The organism is Thermomicrobium sp. 4228-Ro (assembly GCF_026241205.1).
Lineage (GTDB): Bacteria > Chloroflexota > Chloroflexia > Thermomicrobiales > Thermomicrobiaceae > Thermomicrobium.
The window spans coordinates 591228-607598 of sequence record NZ_JAPFQM010000001.1 but is presented as its reverse complement, the minus strand read 5'-3'; the positions used below and the strand labels follow the sequence as shown (position 1 = coordinate 607598).

The window sequence follows — 16371 nt, the reverse complement described above, 5'->3', positions numbered from 1 at the left end:
CGCTACGGCTCCGCGCCGAGCCGACGCAGGGCCTGGCGGGCCGCTTCGAGATTGGCGTCGTCCTCGAGTGCCCGCCGGTATTCGGCGATCGCGGCACCGACCTGCTCGAGTGCCTCGAACGCCCGTCCTCGCTCGTAGTGCATCTCGCCGAACACACCGGCGCTCGCGATCTGGGCTGCTGCCAGCGTGAGTGCTTCCTCGTACCGACCAGCATCGACGTAGGCTGAGACCGGCCAGAACTGGTACCACAGCATCTCGGGTGGGAGGCCGATGGCTGCGGCACGCTCGTAGGCAGCGAGCGCAGCGTCGACGTTCCCGAGGAGGTACTCGGTGGTACCGAGAGAGAACCGAAGATAGGCATCGTTCGGATGTTCCTCGACGAGCTGTTGCATGTGCGTGTGCGTGCTCGAGATTGCGCTGCGGATCGGCATCCTCGCCGAGAATCGCGCGAACGCGTGGCTCGTCCTCCGGACGGTACACGGGGATGGAGCGGAAAGCGAACGCGCGCCACAGCTCCTCGAATTCGCTGGAGGGCATCGCGATGCCGGCGCCGATCGTCGCATCGTTGACGAAGAAGACGTCCTGACTGTCGTCGTACCCGCGTACGACGCGGTAGTGCCCGATCGCGTCGGGCTTGTGGTCGAGCCACTGTGGTGTGATGACAGGGAACCCGGCAGCGACGAACTGCTTGACCCGCTCGACCGTTCCGCCCTCCAGGACACGTGCCCGCAGACCGAACTGTTCGAGAAGCGCCACGATCTGGTGTGGCTCGACGTGCTTGTCCCCTGGATTCGGTCGAAGCAGCGGCCCGAGCTGAGCCTGCGTCCGCTGGATGCCGAAAGAGGACAGCACCATCGCGGTGGAAACGGCAGCGCAATTGTTCCAGGTCTGGTATTCGTGCGACATCGGCTCGAGGAAGACGCGGTCGGGAACCGGTGTCGGCCCGGGAGTCGGCGTCGGTGTGGGCGCCGTCTTCGGTTTGGGGCTCGGTACCGGCTTCGGAGCCGGCTGCCGGCGCGCGGTGGCGGTCGCTGTCGGCCTGATCGGAGCAGGCGACGCGATCGCTGTCGACGGACCGTTCGTGGGTGTCGTGGTCGGAGCAGCTGGCGTCGTGGGGCTGGCGGCGATGCGGCATGCCGAGACGACGAGCACGGCTGCGACGATCGACCCGGTGACCAGCGCGCGGGATGCTCGCACGGTAGGTGACCAGCGCAGCAGCGAAAATTCTCATCCGTTCTGTCGAGGGTGCCTGTCCAGCGGACCGCGCAGGTCCTGGTCGTGTCCTCACGACTCGGATGCGGTGCGGCTTGCCTCCTCGAGGTCGCGCTCCCGCTCGCGCCACCAGAGCGCGACGTGATCGGCTCGGGCGATCCAGACGTCGCCGAGAGCGATCACGCTGTCGAGGAACTGCGCCAGTGCTCGGGACGGACCTGGCCGCCCGGAAATCCATGGATGCAGAGTGAGGCACATCAGCTTGCCTTCGGCACGAACGACCTCGAAGTCCTCGCGCCAAAATTCGGCGACCAGTCGCGGTGGCAGCGACTGCTCGATGAAGAACGGATAGTCGTCCCACCAACGTGACGGCGGGAGCTGGATCACCGGATGACGCGCCGGATCGGGGCGCATCGCGACCGGAAGATCGCCGAGAGCCAGATCCATATTCCAGTGGAAGCCGAGTTCCTGGAGCAGTGCCACGGTTTCAGCTGTGGGGCGCCAGAAGGGTGACTTGTGCCCGACCGGTGTCACGCCGGTGAGTTCGGCGAGTATCTCTCGTGTTCGAATGAGGTCCTCCCGCTGCTCGGTCCGCGACATCCGCTGGTAGACACGGTGATCCCAACCATGGGTCGCGATCTCGTGCCCGCGCTCGACGACGGCGCGCAGGGCATCCGGGCGTTCTTGGGCGGCCAGACCGACCCAGCAGAAGGTCGCCTTGATGGCGTAGTCGTCGAGCAGCTCGAGCAGGCGCCAAAGGCCAGCCTCGAGGTCGTACTTCGCCTGGCCGCGCCAGTACCAGTCGTCCTCACCGTGTTCAGCGATGACGCCGTACTCGCCGTCGACATCGATCGAAATGACCAGCGCGGCCCGGTGACCGGCTGGCCAGACGGTGACGTGCTTCGTCATACCGCACTCCGCGTGCTCGCTCGCTCGGCGCGAACCTCGGTGAGCGCCTCGATGAGTCGCTCGATGTCCTCTTCCGTATTGTAGAAACCCGCCGAAAGGCGGACGCTATAGGGGTGGGTGATCCAGCGGACGATCACGTTGCGCTGGGCGAGTGCCTCGACGAGCTTCTGCGGATCGGCGTCGCGCACCGTGAAGCTGACGAGACCAGCCATCCGACCCGGTGGTGTCAGCACCTCGACACCGTCGAGGGTGGCCAAACGTTGGGCGGCGTAGCGCCCGAGTTCGCTGATCCGCTGGAAGATCCAGTCGTAGCCCACCTCTTCGCGCAACCAGCGGAGTGCGGCGACTTGCCCAGCGATCGCTGGCAGGTGGGCACCGCCGACTTCGAACCGTTCGGCCGTCGCCTTGGGGACGAAGTAGCCCCCGATCGGCTCCAGGCCGTTCGGAGCGAGCGAGGCGTACCCGACGATCGTGAGCTGCAGCTGGTCGAGCGCATCGTCCGAGAAATAGACCGCGCCGGTCCCTTCCGGCCCGCACAGCCACTTCTGACCGGGAATAGCGTAGACATCGACCCCGAGTGCTCGGACATCGACGGGGATGGAACCGGCCGACTGTGCACCGTCGACCACGACCAAGGCGCCGACGCGGTGCGCCAGTTCTGCGATCTCGGCCACGGGAAGGATCGCACCGGTGTTCCAGGTCAGGTGCGAGAGCACGACCATCCGGGTTCGCGGGCCGATGAGTCGAGCGATCACACTCGCGACGTCGCCAGCACCGGTACCGAGCCGTGCCGTCCGAACCACGACGCCGAAGCGACGCGCCACATTGAAGATCGGTCCCTGCGCACCGGGATGTTCCATGTCGGTGGTGACGATCTCGTCGCCGGGCTGCCAGTTCCGCCCCATGACGGCGAGGTTGATTCCGTCGGTCGTGTGGCGTGTCAAGGCAACCTGGTCAGCTCGGCAGCGCAGGAGACGAGCGACTTCCTCGCGGGCGAGCTGCTTGAGCTGGGTCGCGCGCTCGTAGCTCGTCATCGTGATGCGCCCGTCGATGAGTTCCCGTTCGCTCTCGGTGCGCATCGCGTCGATGACGACTCGTGGGAGCGGGCCGAAAGTGCCGGTATTGAGGTAGACATGCTCCAGAACGGCTGGCATCGCGGCGCGGATCGCTCGTACCTTGTCCTGCTCTGACATACTCGACGCTCCTGTCCGTGGCGTACGTCCCATGCCGATGTCGGCTGTGTACCGCAGGTGCCCCGGTACGTCAACCGGGTCCTACACGGAGTCGATCCGGTTCGGAGCGCAGACGAGCGTACCAGCCTCGGTGAGATCGCGAGAAGCAGCAGCCCGTGTGGACTTTGGTCGCGCGGTGGGAGGCACGGGACGATGTGCTCTTCGTTCAGGCCAGGCGGGCGAGTGCCTGTTCGAGATCGGCGATGATGTCTTCCGGATCCTCGATCCCGACCGAAAGCCGCACGAGCCCCTCGCCGATGCCGATCGCCTGACGCTCCTCGGGCGAGAGACCGCGATGGGATGCCATGACGGGATAGAGAATCTCGGAGTACACGTCGCCGAGTGTCGTGGCCGGGATGATGAGCTGGAGGCTACGCAGGAAGCTCAAGACCCGCTCGCGTGTTCCCTCGCGGATGTCGAAAGAGACGATGGCTCCGTACTCGCCGGGGGGTAAGAGCCGGACGGCCGTCTCGTGACTAGGATGCGTGGGAAGACCAGGATAGTAGACACGCTCGACCAGTGGGTGCTCGGCCAGCCAGTTGGCGATGCGGACGGCATTCGCACACTGGCGCTGCATCCGCAAGGGGAGCGTCTTGATCCCGCGTAGGACCAGATAGGCTTCAAACGGTCCGAGGATACTGCCCACGGTCTTGTTGAGTTCGTTCAACTCCCAGCGACGCTCGGCCGAAGTCGCGACGACACCAGCAGTGACGTCGCCGTGGCCGGCGAGGTACTTCGTCGCACTGTGCACCACATGGTCGGCGCCGTATGTGCCCGGTCGAACCAGATACGGAGTCGCGAAGGTGTTATCGACGATCAACCGTGCTCCGTAACGGTGCGTCAACTCGGCCAACGCTGGGAGGTCGGTGACCCGGAGCAGTGGGTTCGAAATCGTCTCGCAGAGCACCGCGCGCACGCGACCCTTGGCGAGAGCAGCTTCCACCTGGTCGAGGTCGAGGATGTCGACGAACTCGGTCTCGACGCCGAGCGCACCGAACACGAGCCGGAGCAAGGTGATCGTCTGTCCGTAGAGATCGCGCGACGCGACGATGCGATCGCCCGCTTCGACGCAGGAGAGCAGTGCCACGTGGAGGGCAGCCATGCCGGAACCGAACGCCAGGGCCGCTTCCTGCTCTTCCAGTGCGGCGACCGCGGACTCCAGAGCCTCCGTGGTCGGATTCCCGTAGCGACCGTAGACGAAGAGCCCCTCAGCTCCTCCGAGCGCCGCATCCATCCGGTCGAGATCCTCGTAGAGGAACGTCGACGCTGGATAGATCGGAGTGACCGTCGGGACGACGTCGCGCGGTGCCGGGCGTTCACCGGCATGGACAGCGCGGCTGGCGAACCGCAAATGGAGCCGACGGAGATCGCGCATGCGGCCTGTTCTCCTTCCCTGCATCGACCGACCATCGGCTGGTCGTGAGGGCAAGTATAGGCCGACGCGCAGAAAGGACGCCGAAATCGGGTCACCAGCGAGCCCGGTCGACAGCAGGTATTGTTTCGTGCTTAATCGGTAACTTTCTATTGACTTAATCGGCATTGAGGAGTAGAGTACGGCCGGGCAGGTCGGGGTGGAGCATGGTGCCTCAGCGATCACGCAGTCCCCCGGAAAGTGGTCGCGCCTGCGAGAAAGAGTCGGTGGTGAAGGTGCTAGTCCGTGAGGTGTGAGATGCGGAAATCTCGAAAAGTTTGGCACATGCTTTCGTTGCTCGTGCTCGCGCTCCCCGTTCTGGCTGCTTGCGCGCGCTCGCAGGCGACTCCGACACCTGTCCCGAGCGGCCGAACGCCGCAAGCTGCTGAATCGCCACAAGCGGGGCAAACGCCAGTTGCAGCGGTGACGACGACCGGTGGTGAGAAGATTCTGCGGATTCACGAGTACACCTATCCCGACGTGTTCGATCCGCAGAAGAGTTCCTTCTCGAACGAAATCGCCGTCTTGCACATGAATTACGAGGGCCTCACGCGACTCGACCAGAATCTGAATACTGTCCCGGCTGCTGCTGAGTCCTGGGAATTCAACCAGGACGGGACGGTGGTGACCTTCCACCTGCGCGCTGGGCTGAAGTACAGCGACGGAACACCGCTGACCGCTGAGCGGTTCCGGTATGCCGTGGAGCGGACGTGTGACCCCAAGACAGCTGGGGAATACCAGTCGATCCTGTTCGATATCGTCGGTTGTCAGGAGTTCGCCGAGACGGACCCGAACGACCAAGCTGCGTATGAAGCCGCACGGCAGAAGCTCGGTGTGGAGGCACCGGACGATCGCACGCTGGTCGTCCGCTTGACGCATCCTGCCCCGTATTTCCCGACGATCGCCTCGCTCTGGGTCTTCTACCCGGCTCGCAAGGAGCTGATCGAGCAGGGCGGGGAGAACTGGTGGAAGGACCCGAAGCTCCAGATCGGCAACGGGCCGTTCCAGATGGTGGAGGTGGTCGAGGACCAGCGTATCCGCTTCGTCGCGAACCCGAACTACTGGGAAGGTAAGCCGAAGCTGGACGGTGTCGAGATCATTTATCAGAAGGAGAGTTCGGTCGCGCTCGAAGCCTACAAAGCTGGCCAGATCGACATGTTCTCGCCTGATCCCTCGCAGCTCCCGGCGATCAAGAGCGATCCTGAGCTCTCCAAGCAGCTCGTCACCTATCCGGCCGCGACGACGATCCAGCTCTCGTTCAACCTGACCAAGGAACCGTTCACCGATAAGAAGGTGCGCGAGGCGTTCGCCTACGCCTTCGATCGGAAGACGTACTGCGAACAGATCCGTAACGGCGACTGCACTCCGACGCTCGAATGGATTCCACCGGGAATTCCGGGGCACATCGGCACGAACAAGTATGCGTTCGACCCAGCCAAGGCCAAGCAAGCATTGGCCGAGTCGAGCTATGGTGGCCCGGACAAGCTCCCCGAGATCAAGTTGACCTACAACAGCGACGATCCGGCAGCGCGCCCGCGCGTGGAGTGGATCGCCGGACAGTACCGCGACATCCTCGGCGTGAACATCACGCTCGAGCCGGTCGACGGGAAGACCCTCGTCGCCATGCGCAAGGATCCGAGCACCTACCCGCAGATGACGCTCGCTGGCTGGATCCAGGACTATCCTGATCCCCAGAACTGGTTGAGCGTGTACTGGAAGTGCGACGCGACCTTCGCGCAGCGCTTCGGCTATTGCAATAAAGAGTTCGACCGGATCGTGACGCAGGCGGATCAGGAGCTGGACCAACAGAAGCGCATCGAACTCTACAAGCAGGCACACCAGATCCTGATCGACGATGCACCGGGACCGTTCCTCTATAACCCGCTCAATATCTGGCTGGTGAAACCGTACGTCACCGGTTACAACCCGACGCCGAGCGATGATGCCTTCCCCGGCGAATTCGCCTCGCTCATGACGCTCGATATTCAGAAGTAGCATGCAGTACCGGGCCGGGGAATTTCCCCGGCCCGGCTCCTCGCCAGGAGGAAGGGTATGCTGCTGTCGTTCGTTGTACGGCGTGTCTTGTGGCTGATACCGGTCATCCTGGTCGTGACCACGATCACGTTCTTCCTGATGCATCAGGCGCCAGGTGGCCCGTGGGATCGTGAGAAGCCGGTCGCAGCCGCGACGCTGCAGGCGCTGAATCAAAAGTTCGGCCTCGACAAGCCCGTCTGGTTCAATGGGGCGGCCGTCCGCGAGCGGTGGCGGAGCGGCGAGCGGAACCCGTTGCGCCTCGCGCAGGCGTTCCTCGACAGCCAGTATTTCCACTACCTCTGGGGGCTCGCTCACTTCGATCTCGGTCCATCCTATCGCTCCAAGGGAACGGAATCGGTGCAGAGCATTCTCTGGCGCAAGTTCCCGGCGACGGCCAAAGTCGGAGTGGTCGCGACTGTCTTCGCGGTCTTCGTCGGGATCCCACTCGGCGTGTTGGGCGCGCTGAAGCAGAATAGTTGGATCGACTACATCAGTCTCACAGTCGCCACGCTCGGTGTCTCGGTCCCCAGCTTCGTGATCGGTGTGCTGGTTGTGATTCTGTTGAGCCAGCTGTTCGGGGTGAAGCCGATCCGCGCACCTGAAGAATGGCAGGGTCTGTCGACTGCGTATCTCGCACCGGGTATCGTGCTCGGGCTCGGGACGATGTCGTATCTGACCCGGCTGACCAGATCATCGATGTTGGAAGTGATTCGCCAGGACTACGTGCGGACTGCCCGTGCGAAAGGCCTGAGCGAGTTCCGCGTGGTGACCCGGCATATGCTCCGCAATGCGCTGATCGCGGTCGTGACGGTGCTCGGACCGGCCGTCGCTGCGCTGGTGACGGGATCCTTCATCATCGAAACGATCTTCAATGTGCCAGGTATGGGGCGCGAGTATGTGGTGGCGATCGCGGCACGAGACTACTCGATGATCATGGGGACCACCTTGATGTACGCCCTCTTCGTGGCCGTCGCGAATATCTGGGTGGACATCATGTACGGTGTCCTCGATCCACGGATCCGGGTGTGAGAGGTTGGGCACCATGACCGTTACAGCCACTGCACGGCAACTCGATCGTGATCTCGCGCTCCGGCGACCGCCGCGGAGCTTGTGGAGCGATGCCTGGCGACGCTTCCGGAAGAATCGCCTGGCGCTCGTCGGGCTCGCCTATATCGCGTTCCTCGCTATCGTCGCCATCGCGGCACCGGTGATCGCACCGCATAACCCGGTGCGGAGCGATGTCGCGCGGGCAGGCGTGTTCCGTCAGGCTGCCTGGATACGGGATCCGAACCCGATGCGGACTGGCACCTGGGAGTATCCACTCGGAACGGATTCGGTCGGACGGGACGTCTTCAGTCGCTTGGTTTACGGTACACGCGTGTCTCTGGTGGTCGGGTTCGTCCCGATGTTCTTCACCGTAACCATCGGCATGGTGATCGGTGTCACAGCTGGCTACCTGGGTGGGAGAGTCGATAACATTTTGATGCGTTTCACTGATGTCGTCTATGCTTTTCCGGATCTCTTGCTGTTCATCATCATGCAGGTTGCTTTTCAGGACGCGTGGATCGGCAAGCTGCTGAACGGACTCGTGCTGCTCTTCATTACGTTGTCGCTCGTCAGCTGGGTGACCGTCGCCCGACTGGTACGCGGCGAGGTGCTTGCCATCAAGCAGAAAGAGTTCGTCGAGGCGGCTCGGGCCATCGGGGCGAACGGCGTGTCGATCGTCTTGCGCCATATCGTTCCGAATACCTTGGGGCCAATCATCGTGGTCGCGGCTTACATCGTCCCAGGGGCGATCATCTCCGAGGCGATCCTCAGCTACCTCGGTATCGGCATCCGACCGACGGTGCGTCTCGACGCGCCGTTTCCGACCAGCTGGGGCAGCATGATCCTCGAAGGCTCGAAGGCCTGGGAGTCGCAACCCTGGATGCTCATCGCGCCGACGGTGGCAGTCGCGTTGATCACGCTCGCCTTCACGTTCGTGGGCGACGGGTTGCGGGATGCGTTCGATCCGCGCCAGGCCGAACGCTGAGACGTTGTCCGAACCGGGGACGAGTGCTATGCTGGGTCTAACGGGTGCCAGGGGTGCGCGGAAGCGCTGAGAGGTCGACGGACGGTCGGCCAACCCTCCGAACCTGATCTGGGTAATGCCAGCGCAGGGACGGCACCGCTCCTCAGCTCTTCCCTCACCCGCCGCCCCGTCGGGTCGGCGGATCGATTTTTCCGCCGCCTCGTCCCGTGACGCGAGGAGTGACGGGAGATGGCGATGTCGACGCGGATTCCCAAAGCGCTCACGATCGCTGGGTCCGATTCGGGTGCCGGTGCCGGCATCCAGGCAGACTTGAAGACCTTCAGTGCGCTCGGGGTCTACGGCTCGACGGTGATCACTGCGATCACCGCGCAGAACACACTCGGCGTGACGGCAGTCCACGAGATCCCGACCGACATCGTCGCGGCGCAGCTCGATGCGGTGATGGAGGACATCGGTGCCGATGCCGCCAAGACCGGCATGCTGAGCTCGGCCGCGATCATCGAGACGGTCGCAGACGGTGTGCGGCGACACCGGATTGAGCGGCTAGTCGTCGATCCGGTGATGGTCGCCAAGAGCGGTGACCGGCTGCTCCGGGAGGACGCGGTGACCGCGCTGCGCGAGACGCTCTTGCCGCTCGCGTTCATCGTGACGCCGAACGCGCCGGAGGCCGAGGTGCTGTGTGGCCGGCCGGTCCGGAACGAAGACGAGATGCGCGAGGCGGCGCGCATCATCCATTCGTTCGGGCCGCGTTATGTCGTCGTGAAGGGCGGGCACGTCGAGGGAGGCCAGGTGATCGACCTCCTCTTCGACGGAACGCACTTCGAACGCTTCGCACTCCCGCGGGTCGCGACGCCCCACACCCACGGGACCGGCTGCACGTTCTCCGCGGCGATCGCTGCGTTCCTGGCGCGCGGTTTCGACGTATCGACTGCTGTGTGGGAGGCGAAGCGATATCTCCACCGTGCGCTCGAGGCGGCCTTCGCGATCGGTCGGGGACGATCGCCGGTCCATCACTTCCATGCCTGGTGGGCACCGGTGCCGGAAACACAGGAGGTGCGCGATGGCTGAGACCGCGGAACGTGCCAGCACGATCCTGGAGGACGAACCGCTCAAGATCGCCGATCGCGAGTTCCGCTCGCGCCTCATCCTCGGTACCGGGAAGTGGCGCTCGAACGAAGAGATGCTGGCGGCACTCGAGGCCTCGGGCTGCGAGATGGTGACTGTCGCACTCCGTCGGATCGACTTCGACGACCCGAAGAGCCGGAGTATCCTCGAGGTGATCGACTGGAACAAGTACCAGATCCTCCCGAACACTGCTGGTTGCCGGACAGCCGAGGAAGCGGTCCGGGTGGCGCGACTCGCCCGAGCGATGGGCCTTTCCAACTGGGTCAAGCTGGAAGTGATTCCGGACCCGAAGTATCTCTTGCCGGACCCGATCGGGACGCTCGAGGCAGCGAAGGTGCTCGTCAAAGAAGGATTCGTCGTCCTTCCGTACATCAACCAGGATCCGGTGCTGGCGAAGCAACTCGAGGAGATCGGCTGCGCCACGGTGATGCCGCTCGCCTCACCGATCGGCTCCGGTCAGGGGCTGCCGGATTTCCGCTGGCTCCAGATCATCGTCGAGCAGGCGAGCGTTCCGGTGATCGTCGATGCCGGGATCGGTGCGCCCTCGGACGCAGCACTGGCGATGGAGCTCGGTGCCGATGCCTGTCTCATCAATACCGCGATCGCCCAGGCCGGCGACCCGGTGAAGATGGCCCGGGCGATGCGACTGGCGATCGAAGCCGGGCGACTCTGTTACCTCGCTGGCCGGATTCCCAAGAAGCCGTACGCGTCGGCGAGTTCTCCACTGGAAGGCGTCGTACGTTAGGGAGATGGGTGTGGCCAACTGGCGAGGGGCACGCCTCCGCGAGGCGCTGCGCCTGTACGTGATCACCGATCGAGCGCTCGCGGGCGCGCGCCCGGACATCGAGATCGCGCGGGAGGCGATCGCTGGCGGGGCGACAGCGCTCCAGCTGCGCTGGAAGACCGGACCGCTGAGCGAGGAACTCCAGGTCGGACGTGCGTTGCGGGCACTCTGCCGCGAGGCTGGCGTCCTCTTCGTCGTCAACGACCGGGTCGACCTGGCACTCGCTCTCGAGGCGGACGGCGTCCACGTCGGTGTGAGCGACCTACCGGTTCCGGAGACGCGAAAGCTGGTCGGCGAGTCGATGGTCGTCGGTTTTTCGCCGGAGACGCTCGAACAGGCCTTGGAAGCCGAAGCAGCTGGTGCCGACTACCTGGGTGTGGGGCCAGTCTATCCGACCACTACCAAGCCGGACGCCGGCCCAGCAGTCGGACTCGAGCACCTGGCCCGGATCGCTCGGGCGGTACGCATCCCGGTGGTCGGGATCGGTGGGATCACGGCTGCGAACGCCGCAGCGGTGATCCGTGCGGGTGCAGTCGGTGTCGCGGTGATCTCGGCAGTCGTCGGTGCCGAGGATATCCGGGGTGCGGCGAGGCAGCTCCGGGAGGTGGTGGATACAGCGCTTGCCGAGCGGGGTGCGTGACCGATGCGTGTCCCGCAGCTCCACCTGGTGACCGATCCTGATGTTTGTCCCTTCGATCGTCTGCTCGCATTGCTTCCGGATCTGGTGGCTGCTGGGGTCGACGCTGTCCACGTGCGAGCGCCCGACCGTGCCGCTGGCGAACTGCTCGCAGTGGCTCAGGTCGCTCGCCGCCTGATCGTGCCGCCAGCCGTTTTGCTCGTGAACGACCGGGTCGACGTCGCCCTCTTGAGCGAAGCGGACGGTGTGCAGCTTCCCGAGCGTGGCCTTCCTCCCGAAGGCGCGCGACGTCTCCTGGGGCGCGGTCGTCTGGTCGGGTGCTCCGTCCACAGCGTGACGGCAGCGGAACGGGCCGCGCAGGTGGGAGCGGACTTCCTGCTCTTCGGGAACGTGTACGAGACGGCGAGCAAGCCCGGTCGGGCGGCAGCCGGTCTCGCGGCACTCCAGGCCGTGGTGCGAGCGGTATCCTGCCCGGTGGTCGCGATCGGTGGGATCACGCCGGAGCGGGTGCCGGCGGTGCTGGCAGCTGGAGCCCATGGTGTCGCGGTTATCCGCGCTATCCTGGCTGCTACCGATCCGGTCGCTACGGTGCAGGCGTTTCGCGCAGCCTTGGACGGGGTGGGAGAAGTATGACGGTCCGGGTGACGCTCAACGGGAAGCGAGTGGACCTGGACGGCGTGCGAACCATTGCCGATCTCCTCCGCACGCGCGGGCTCGATCCGCGGCTCGTCGCCGTGGAGCACAACGGCGAGATCGTGCCGCGCGACCGGTACGAGGAGCGCGAGCTCCGCGACGGTGACGTGCTCGAGGTCGTCCATTTCGTCGGTGGTGGGTGAGGACGTATCAGGCCAGAGCCGGTCGGAGCGGAGCCATGGCGGAACTCGCTTGCGTCAGAGCGTATCGAAGAGCTCGTCCTCGGGGTCCCAGAGGTGTCGTTCGAGATCGACGCGGTATTCGTCGATGAATGTCACGCCTTCGTCTTCCAGGAGTGCCCGCATCACACTCGGATGTCCCCAGGCCCAGCCGCCGGTCAACTCGCCGTTGCGATTGACGACGCGGTGCGCGACCGCAGCGATATCGGGCGGTGCCTCGTGCAGGAGCCAGCCGACGAGCCGCGCCGAGCTGGCCAGGCCAGCGGCTCGGGCGATGCGGCCGTACGTCGTCACCCGTCCTGGCGGGATACGCCGGACGATGGCGTAGACCCGCTCGGCGAACGGTGATGAGCGCGGGTTTCCCTTCCGAGTGCCCATGACCTTAGATCCGCCCTCCTACGAACAGGATACCGAGGACGATGAGGAGCGTACCGAGCCAGACGCGGAGCGGAAGCGGCTCGTGGAGCAGGAGACTCGCCGCGATCACCTGCACGCCGATGACCGAGAGACCGGTCGTGATCGGATAGGCGACCGACAAGGGGATGAAGCGGAGCAGGATCGTCAGAGCCACGACAGTGAGGAAGCCAGCCAGGTTCCCGACGACTTGCCAGAGGAGGAACGCGAACCAGCTACTGCTCTGTGCCGCGAGCCGGAAGGCCAGGGCAGCCACGACGTTGAAGGCGAGGTGGGTGGCCAAACCGGCTGCGATGAGTTCGCTGCGATGGGCCAGCGGGAGCAAGCGGTCGAGTACGGATCGGCTTTCGGTCATCCTGTGCTTCCTTTCCTCTCCTGCTTCCAGGCTGCTGAAGGCGTTCGTCACTCTCCTCGGTCGAGCAGTAGACTTGACGGGTACGGGTGCCGTCAACGCATCCGCGCAGTCCGACAGTGGGAGACGAGTCCATGCGAAATGTCCTCAAGAAGATCTTCGGCGACCCGAACGAGCGAGAACTCAAGCGCCTACGCCGGATCGTCGACGAGATCAACGCGTTGGAACCGGAATACCAGCGGCTCAGCGACGAGCAACTGCGTGCCAAGACCGACGAATTCAAGGCCCGGCTCGAGTACGGCGAGACGCTCGACGACATCCTGGTCGAGGCGTTCGCGACCGTGCGCGAGGCGGCGCGTCGCACGCTCAACATGCGGCACTTCGACGTGCAGCTGATGGCCGGTATCGTGCTGCACGAGGGCAAGATCGCCGAGATGAAGACCGGCGAAGGAAAGACGCTGGTGGCGACCTTGCCGCTCTTCCTGAACGCCCTCTTGGGCCGCGGTTGCCACCTGGTGACGCCGAACGACTACCTGTCGCGGGTCGGCGGTGGCTGGATGGGGCCGATCTATCATTTCCTCGGAGTTTCGGTCGGCGTCATCACGCACGAGTTCGCGGGAATTTACGATCCGACCTACATGGCACCAGATCCGAGTCCGGACGATCGCCTCAACCACTGGCGTCCGGTCAGCCGGCGCGAGGCGTACCTCGCCGACATCACCTACGGGACGAACCACGAGTTCGGTTTCGACTACTTGCGCGACAACTTGGTTTACCGGCCCGAGGACATCGTGCAGCGCGAGCTGTACTACGCGATCGTCGACGAAGTGGACAACATCCTGATCGACGAAGCGCGGACACCGTTGATCATCTCGGGGGCGGCGCGCGACACCGTCGACCGCTACTACCAGTTCGCGCAGATCGCCCGGCAACTCCGTCGCGACGTGCACTATACGGTGGACTTGAAGCACCGCACGGTCACGCTGACGGAAGCCGGGATCGATCGGGTAGAGCGGCTACTCGGTATCCCAGAAGGGCACAGCCTCTACGACGACCGCTACTCCGATGCTGTCCACTATCTCGAGCAGGCGCTGAAGGCGAAGGAACTGTATCTCCGCGACCGGGACTACATCGTCCGCGACGGCGAAGTCATCATCGTGGACGAGTTCACCGGGCGCATGATGCCGGGCCGCCGTTACAGCGAGGGGTTGCACCAGGCGATCGAAGCGAAGGAGGGCTTGCGCGTCCGGCAGGAAACGGTCACGCAGGCGACGATCACGTACCAGAACTACTTCCGGATGTACGAGAAACTGGCCGGGATGACCGGTACGGCGGCGACCGAGGCCGAGGAATTCCAGACCATCTACAACCTCGAGGTCGTCGTGATCCCGACGCACAAGCCGATGATCCGGATCGACTACCCGGACGTGATCTACCGCACGGAAGAGGGAAAGTTCCGTGCGGTCGTGCGGGAAATCAAGGAGATGCACGCGCTCGGCCGCCCGGTGCTGGTCGGGACGACCTCGATCGAGAAGAGCGAGTACCTGAGCCAGCTGCTCAAGCGAGAAGGGATCCCGCACGAGGTGCTCAACGCCAAGCACCACGAGCGTGAGGCACTCATCGTCGCGAAAGCCGGGCAACGCGGCGCGGTAACGATCGCCACCAACATGGCTGGCCGCGGAACGGACATCGTGCTGGGACCGGGCGTCGCGGAACTCGGTGGTCTGCACGTCATCGGTACGGAGCGGCACGAGGCGCGGCGGATCGATAACCAGCTGCGTGGTCGTGCGGGCCGGCAAGGTGATCCGGGATCGAGCCGGTTCTACGTCTCGCTCGAGGACGAGCTCCTCAAGCGGGTCGGGACCGATCGGATCCAGGGACTGCTCGAGCGGCTGGGTATGGACGACGAGCATCCGATCGAGCATCCGCTGGTCAGTCGCATGATCGAAGAAGCGCAGAAGAAGATCGAAGGGTACAACTTCGACCTCCGGAAGCATCTCGTCGAGTACGACAGCGTGATCAACAAGCACCGCGAGGTGATCTACGCTGACCGCCGGAAGATCGTCATGGGCGAGAACATGCGCGAGCACGTGCTCGGCATGGTGCGCCGTCAGCTCGAGAAGGCGGTCAAACAGGCGTTCGAGTCGAGCGACGAGCCCGACCCCGAGGAGATCCTCCGGGCCTTCGTCGGCATCGTCGGCGACGCGGATGGCCTGACACCGCGCGACCTCGAAGAGCGAGACGAGGACGAACTCGTCCAGTTGCTCTGGGAGCGGGCACTGGCGCGGTACGAGCGGCGGGAGCAGGAGTTCGGTGCCGACACGATGCGGACCATCGAGCGGCTGGTGCTCCTGCAGGTCATGGACCGGTTGTGGATCGAGCACCTGACCGAGATGGAGCACATGCGGCACGAGGTCGGGCTGCAGGCGTACGGCCAGCTCGACCCGCTCGTCGTGTACAAGCGCGAGGGCTACCGGATGTTCCAGCAGTTGCTGGAGAACATCGAGTACGACGTGGCGCGGCTCATCTACCGCGTGCAGCTCGCTCCTGCCTTGCAGCGGCCGGTCATGCAGGTCGGGACGCCGAACCGCGGTGGCGACGGTGCGGGTCCAGCACGGAAGAAGCAGAAGGTCGGCCGGAACGATCCGTGCCCGTGCGGCAGCGGGAAAAAGTACAAGTACTGTTGCGGTCTAAGAGAAATGAGTTTGGGAGCGAAGACGGGTTCGACTCGTTCGTAGCGGTGCGTCGCGAGGTTCCTCGGTATCGGTCGTGAATGCCAAGTTGCACTGCAGCGAACTGCCGTCGGACCGTTGCCGGAGGGACCGTGTTCCTCACCGTCCGAAAGACTTGCCTCCACTTGCAGAGCGCGTCCTGCTCGGTCCAGCGGTCTGCCTGCTGCGCTGTGCGGTGAGGCCTCTCGCTGTGCGCGGCTCGCTGTGCCTGGCCACGCCGAAGGCTTGCGTGAGAGAAACGTCTCCTGCTGATTTCAGTTTCGGCGCGGTCAAGTTGACCTCGTGCAGTCCGACCGGGAGGTGGGCGTACCGTCGTTCATGCTTTGCTCACCCGTGGGTGTGCGCACGAAGCGACGATCGCGGTGCGAGTGCGGCGCTGGGGGATGGTTCGGCGAGCGAGGAGGGCGGGAGTCTGAGATGCGTTGAACTCGCTGCGGAGTTCTTCGGAGCGATACTGCTCGTCCGCTTGACTGTTGGAACAGCCGTGACTTCCCAGTGGCCTGTGGTGCACGGTCCTCGAGGCGGGTGGCTCAGGGTCGCAACCGGCTCCGTGCTGGCTGTCGTGTTCGCGGTCGGTCTGACTGGGCCAGTCAGTGGTGAGCACGCGAATCGGGGGTGACCGTCG

15 protein-coding genes, 1 pseudogene and 1 riboswitch are annotated in these 16371 nt (G+C 64.6%); of the genes and pseudogenes, 9 read left to right on the top strand and 7 right to left on the bottom strand.

Annotated features, from left to right (window positions below; all coding sequences use genetic code 11):
• Nucleotides 1-2 precede the first annotated feature (2 nt).
• The 5 genes and pseudogenes from OO015_RS03070 to OO015_RS03055 all read right to left on the bottom strand — a co-directional run bounded on the left by OO015_RS03070 (nt 3) and on the right by OO015_RS03055 (nt 4728).
• Nucleotides 3-392 (bottom strand): tetratricopeptide repeat protein, encoded by a 390-nt coding sequence (locus tag OO015_RS03070; RefSeq protein ID WP_265939669.1) that lies wholly within the window; start codon nt 390-392, stop codon nt 3-5.
• 121 nt (nt 393-513) lie between these two features.
• Nucleotides 514-906: pseudogene (locus OO015_RS14135) on the bottom strand (C39 family peptidase); the annotation flags it as partial.
• Between the two features lie 378 nt (nt 907-1284).
• The gene (locus tag OO015_RS03065; RefSeq protein ID WP_265939667.1) at nt 1285-2121 is read right to left on the bottom strand and encodes a polysaccharide deacetylase family protein; all 837 of its coding nucleotides are present in this window, start codon (nt 2119-2121) and stop codon (nt 1285-1287) included.
• Nucleotides 2118-3314 carry an aminotransferase class V-fold PLP-dependent enzyme gene (locus tag OO015_RS03060; protein ID WP_265939666.1) on the bottom strand — a complete coding sequence of 399 codons (1197 nt, stop codon included), beginning with the start codon at nt 3312-3314 and terminating at the stop codon, nt 2118-2120. The genes OO015_RS03065 and OO015_RS03060 overlap by 4 nt, the downstream gene beginning before the upstream one ends.
• A gap of 205 nt (nt 3315-3519) precedes the next feature.
• Nucleotides 3520-4728 carry a trans-sulfuration enzyme family protein gene (locus OO015_RS03055; RefSeq protein WP_265939664.1) on the bottom strand — a complete coding sequence of 403 codons (1209 nt, stop codon included), beginning with the start codon at nt 4726-4728 and terminating at the stop codon, nt 3520-3522.
• A 294-nt stretch (nt 4729-5022) separates the two neighbouring features.
• Between OO015_RS03055 and OO015_RS03050 the strand changes: the two genes are divergently transcribed.
• The 8 genes from OO015_RS03050 (at nt 5023) to thiS (ending at nt 12212) form a co-directional block, all read left to right on the top strand.
• On the top strand, nt 5023-6759 hold the full coding sequence (locus tag OO015_RS03050) for a peptide ABC transporter substrate-binding protein (protein ID WP_265939663.1): 1737 nt from the start codon (nt 5023-5025) through the stop codon (nt 6757-6759).
• A gap of 57 nt (nt 6760-6816) precedes the next feature.
• Nucleotides 6817-7827 (top strand): ABC transporter permease, encoded by a 1011-nt coding sequence (locus OO015_RS03045; protein ID WP_265939661.1) that lies wholly within the window; start codon nt 6817-6819, stop codon nt 7825-7827.
• Between the two features lie 13 nt (nt 7828-7840).
• Nucleotides 7841-8830 (top strand): ABC transporter permease, encoded by a 990-nt coding sequence (locus tag OO015_RS03040; protein ID WP_265939659.1) that lies wholly within the window; start codon nt 7841-7843, stop codon nt 8828-8830.
• Between the two features lie 39 nt (nt 8831-8869).
• Nucleotides 8870-8978: riboswitch (TPP riboswitch) on the top strand.
• A gap of 86 nt (nt 8979-9064) precedes the next feature.
• Nucleotides 9065-9898, top strand: coding sequence for a bifunctional hydroxymethylpyrimidine kinase/phosphomethylpyrimidine kinase (gene thiD, locus OO015_RS03035; RefSeq protein WP_416236584.1), 834 nt, complete (start codon nt 9065-9067; stop codon nt 9896-9898).
• On the top strand, nt 9891-10700 hold the full coding sequence (locus OO015_RS03030; protein WP_265939655.1) for a thiazole synthase: 810 nt from the start codon (nt 9891-9893) through the stop codon (nt 10698-10700). Before thiD ends, OO015_RS03030 begins: the two co-directional genes overlap by 8 nt.
• Before the next feature lie 10 nt (nt 10701-10710).
• The gene (gene thiE, locus OO015_RS03025) at nt 10711-11379 is read left to right on the top strand and encodes a thiamine phosphate synthase (RefSeq protein WP_265939652.1); all 669 of its coding nucleotides are present in this window, start codon (nt 10711-10713) and stop codon (nt 11377-11379) included.
• 3 nt (nt 11380-11382) lie between these two features.
• Complete coding sequence (gene thiE / locus OO015_RS03020; protein WP_265939650.1) at nt 11383-12009, top strand: thiamine phosphate synthase; 627 nt, start codon at nt 11383-11385, stop codon at nt 12007-12009.
• The gene (gene thiS, locus OO015_RS03015) at nt 12006-12212 is read left to right on the top strand and encodes a sulfur carrier protein ThiS (protein ID WP_265939648.1); all 207 of its coding nucleotides are present in this window, start codon (nt 12006-12008) and stop codon (nt 12210-12212) included. The genes thiE (OO015_RS03020) and thiS overlap by 4 nt, the downstream gene beginning before the upstream one ends.
• A gap of 54 nt (nt 12213-12266) precedes the next feature.
• Here thiS and OO015_RS03010 read toward each other — a convergent pair whose 3' ends face one another.
• Both OO015_RS03010 and OO015_RS03005 read right to left on the bottom strand, forming a co-directional pair.
• Nucleotides 12267-12626 (bottom strand): MGMT family protein, encoded by a 360-nt coding sequence (locus OO015_RS03010; RefSeq protein WP_265939646.1) that lies wholly within the window; start codon nt 12624-12626, stop codon nt 12267-12269.
• 4 nt (nt 12627-12630) lie between these two features.
• Nucleotides 12631-13017: a hypothetical protein gene (locus OO015_RS03005; RefSeq protein WP_265939644.1), complete on the bottom strand. Its 387-nt coding sequence runs from the start codon at nt 13015-13017 to the stop codon at nt 12631-12633.
• Between the two features lie 131 nt (nt 13018-13148).
• Here OO015_RS03005 and secA point away from each other — a divergent pair, with 131 nt between their 5' ends.
• Complete coding sequence (gene secA, locus OO015_RS03000) at nt 13149-15752, top strand: preprotein translocase subunit SecA (RefSeq protein WP_265939641.1); 2604 nt, start codon at nt 13149-13151, stop codon at nt 15750-15752.
• Nucleotides 15753-16371: the final 619 nt, after the last annotated feature.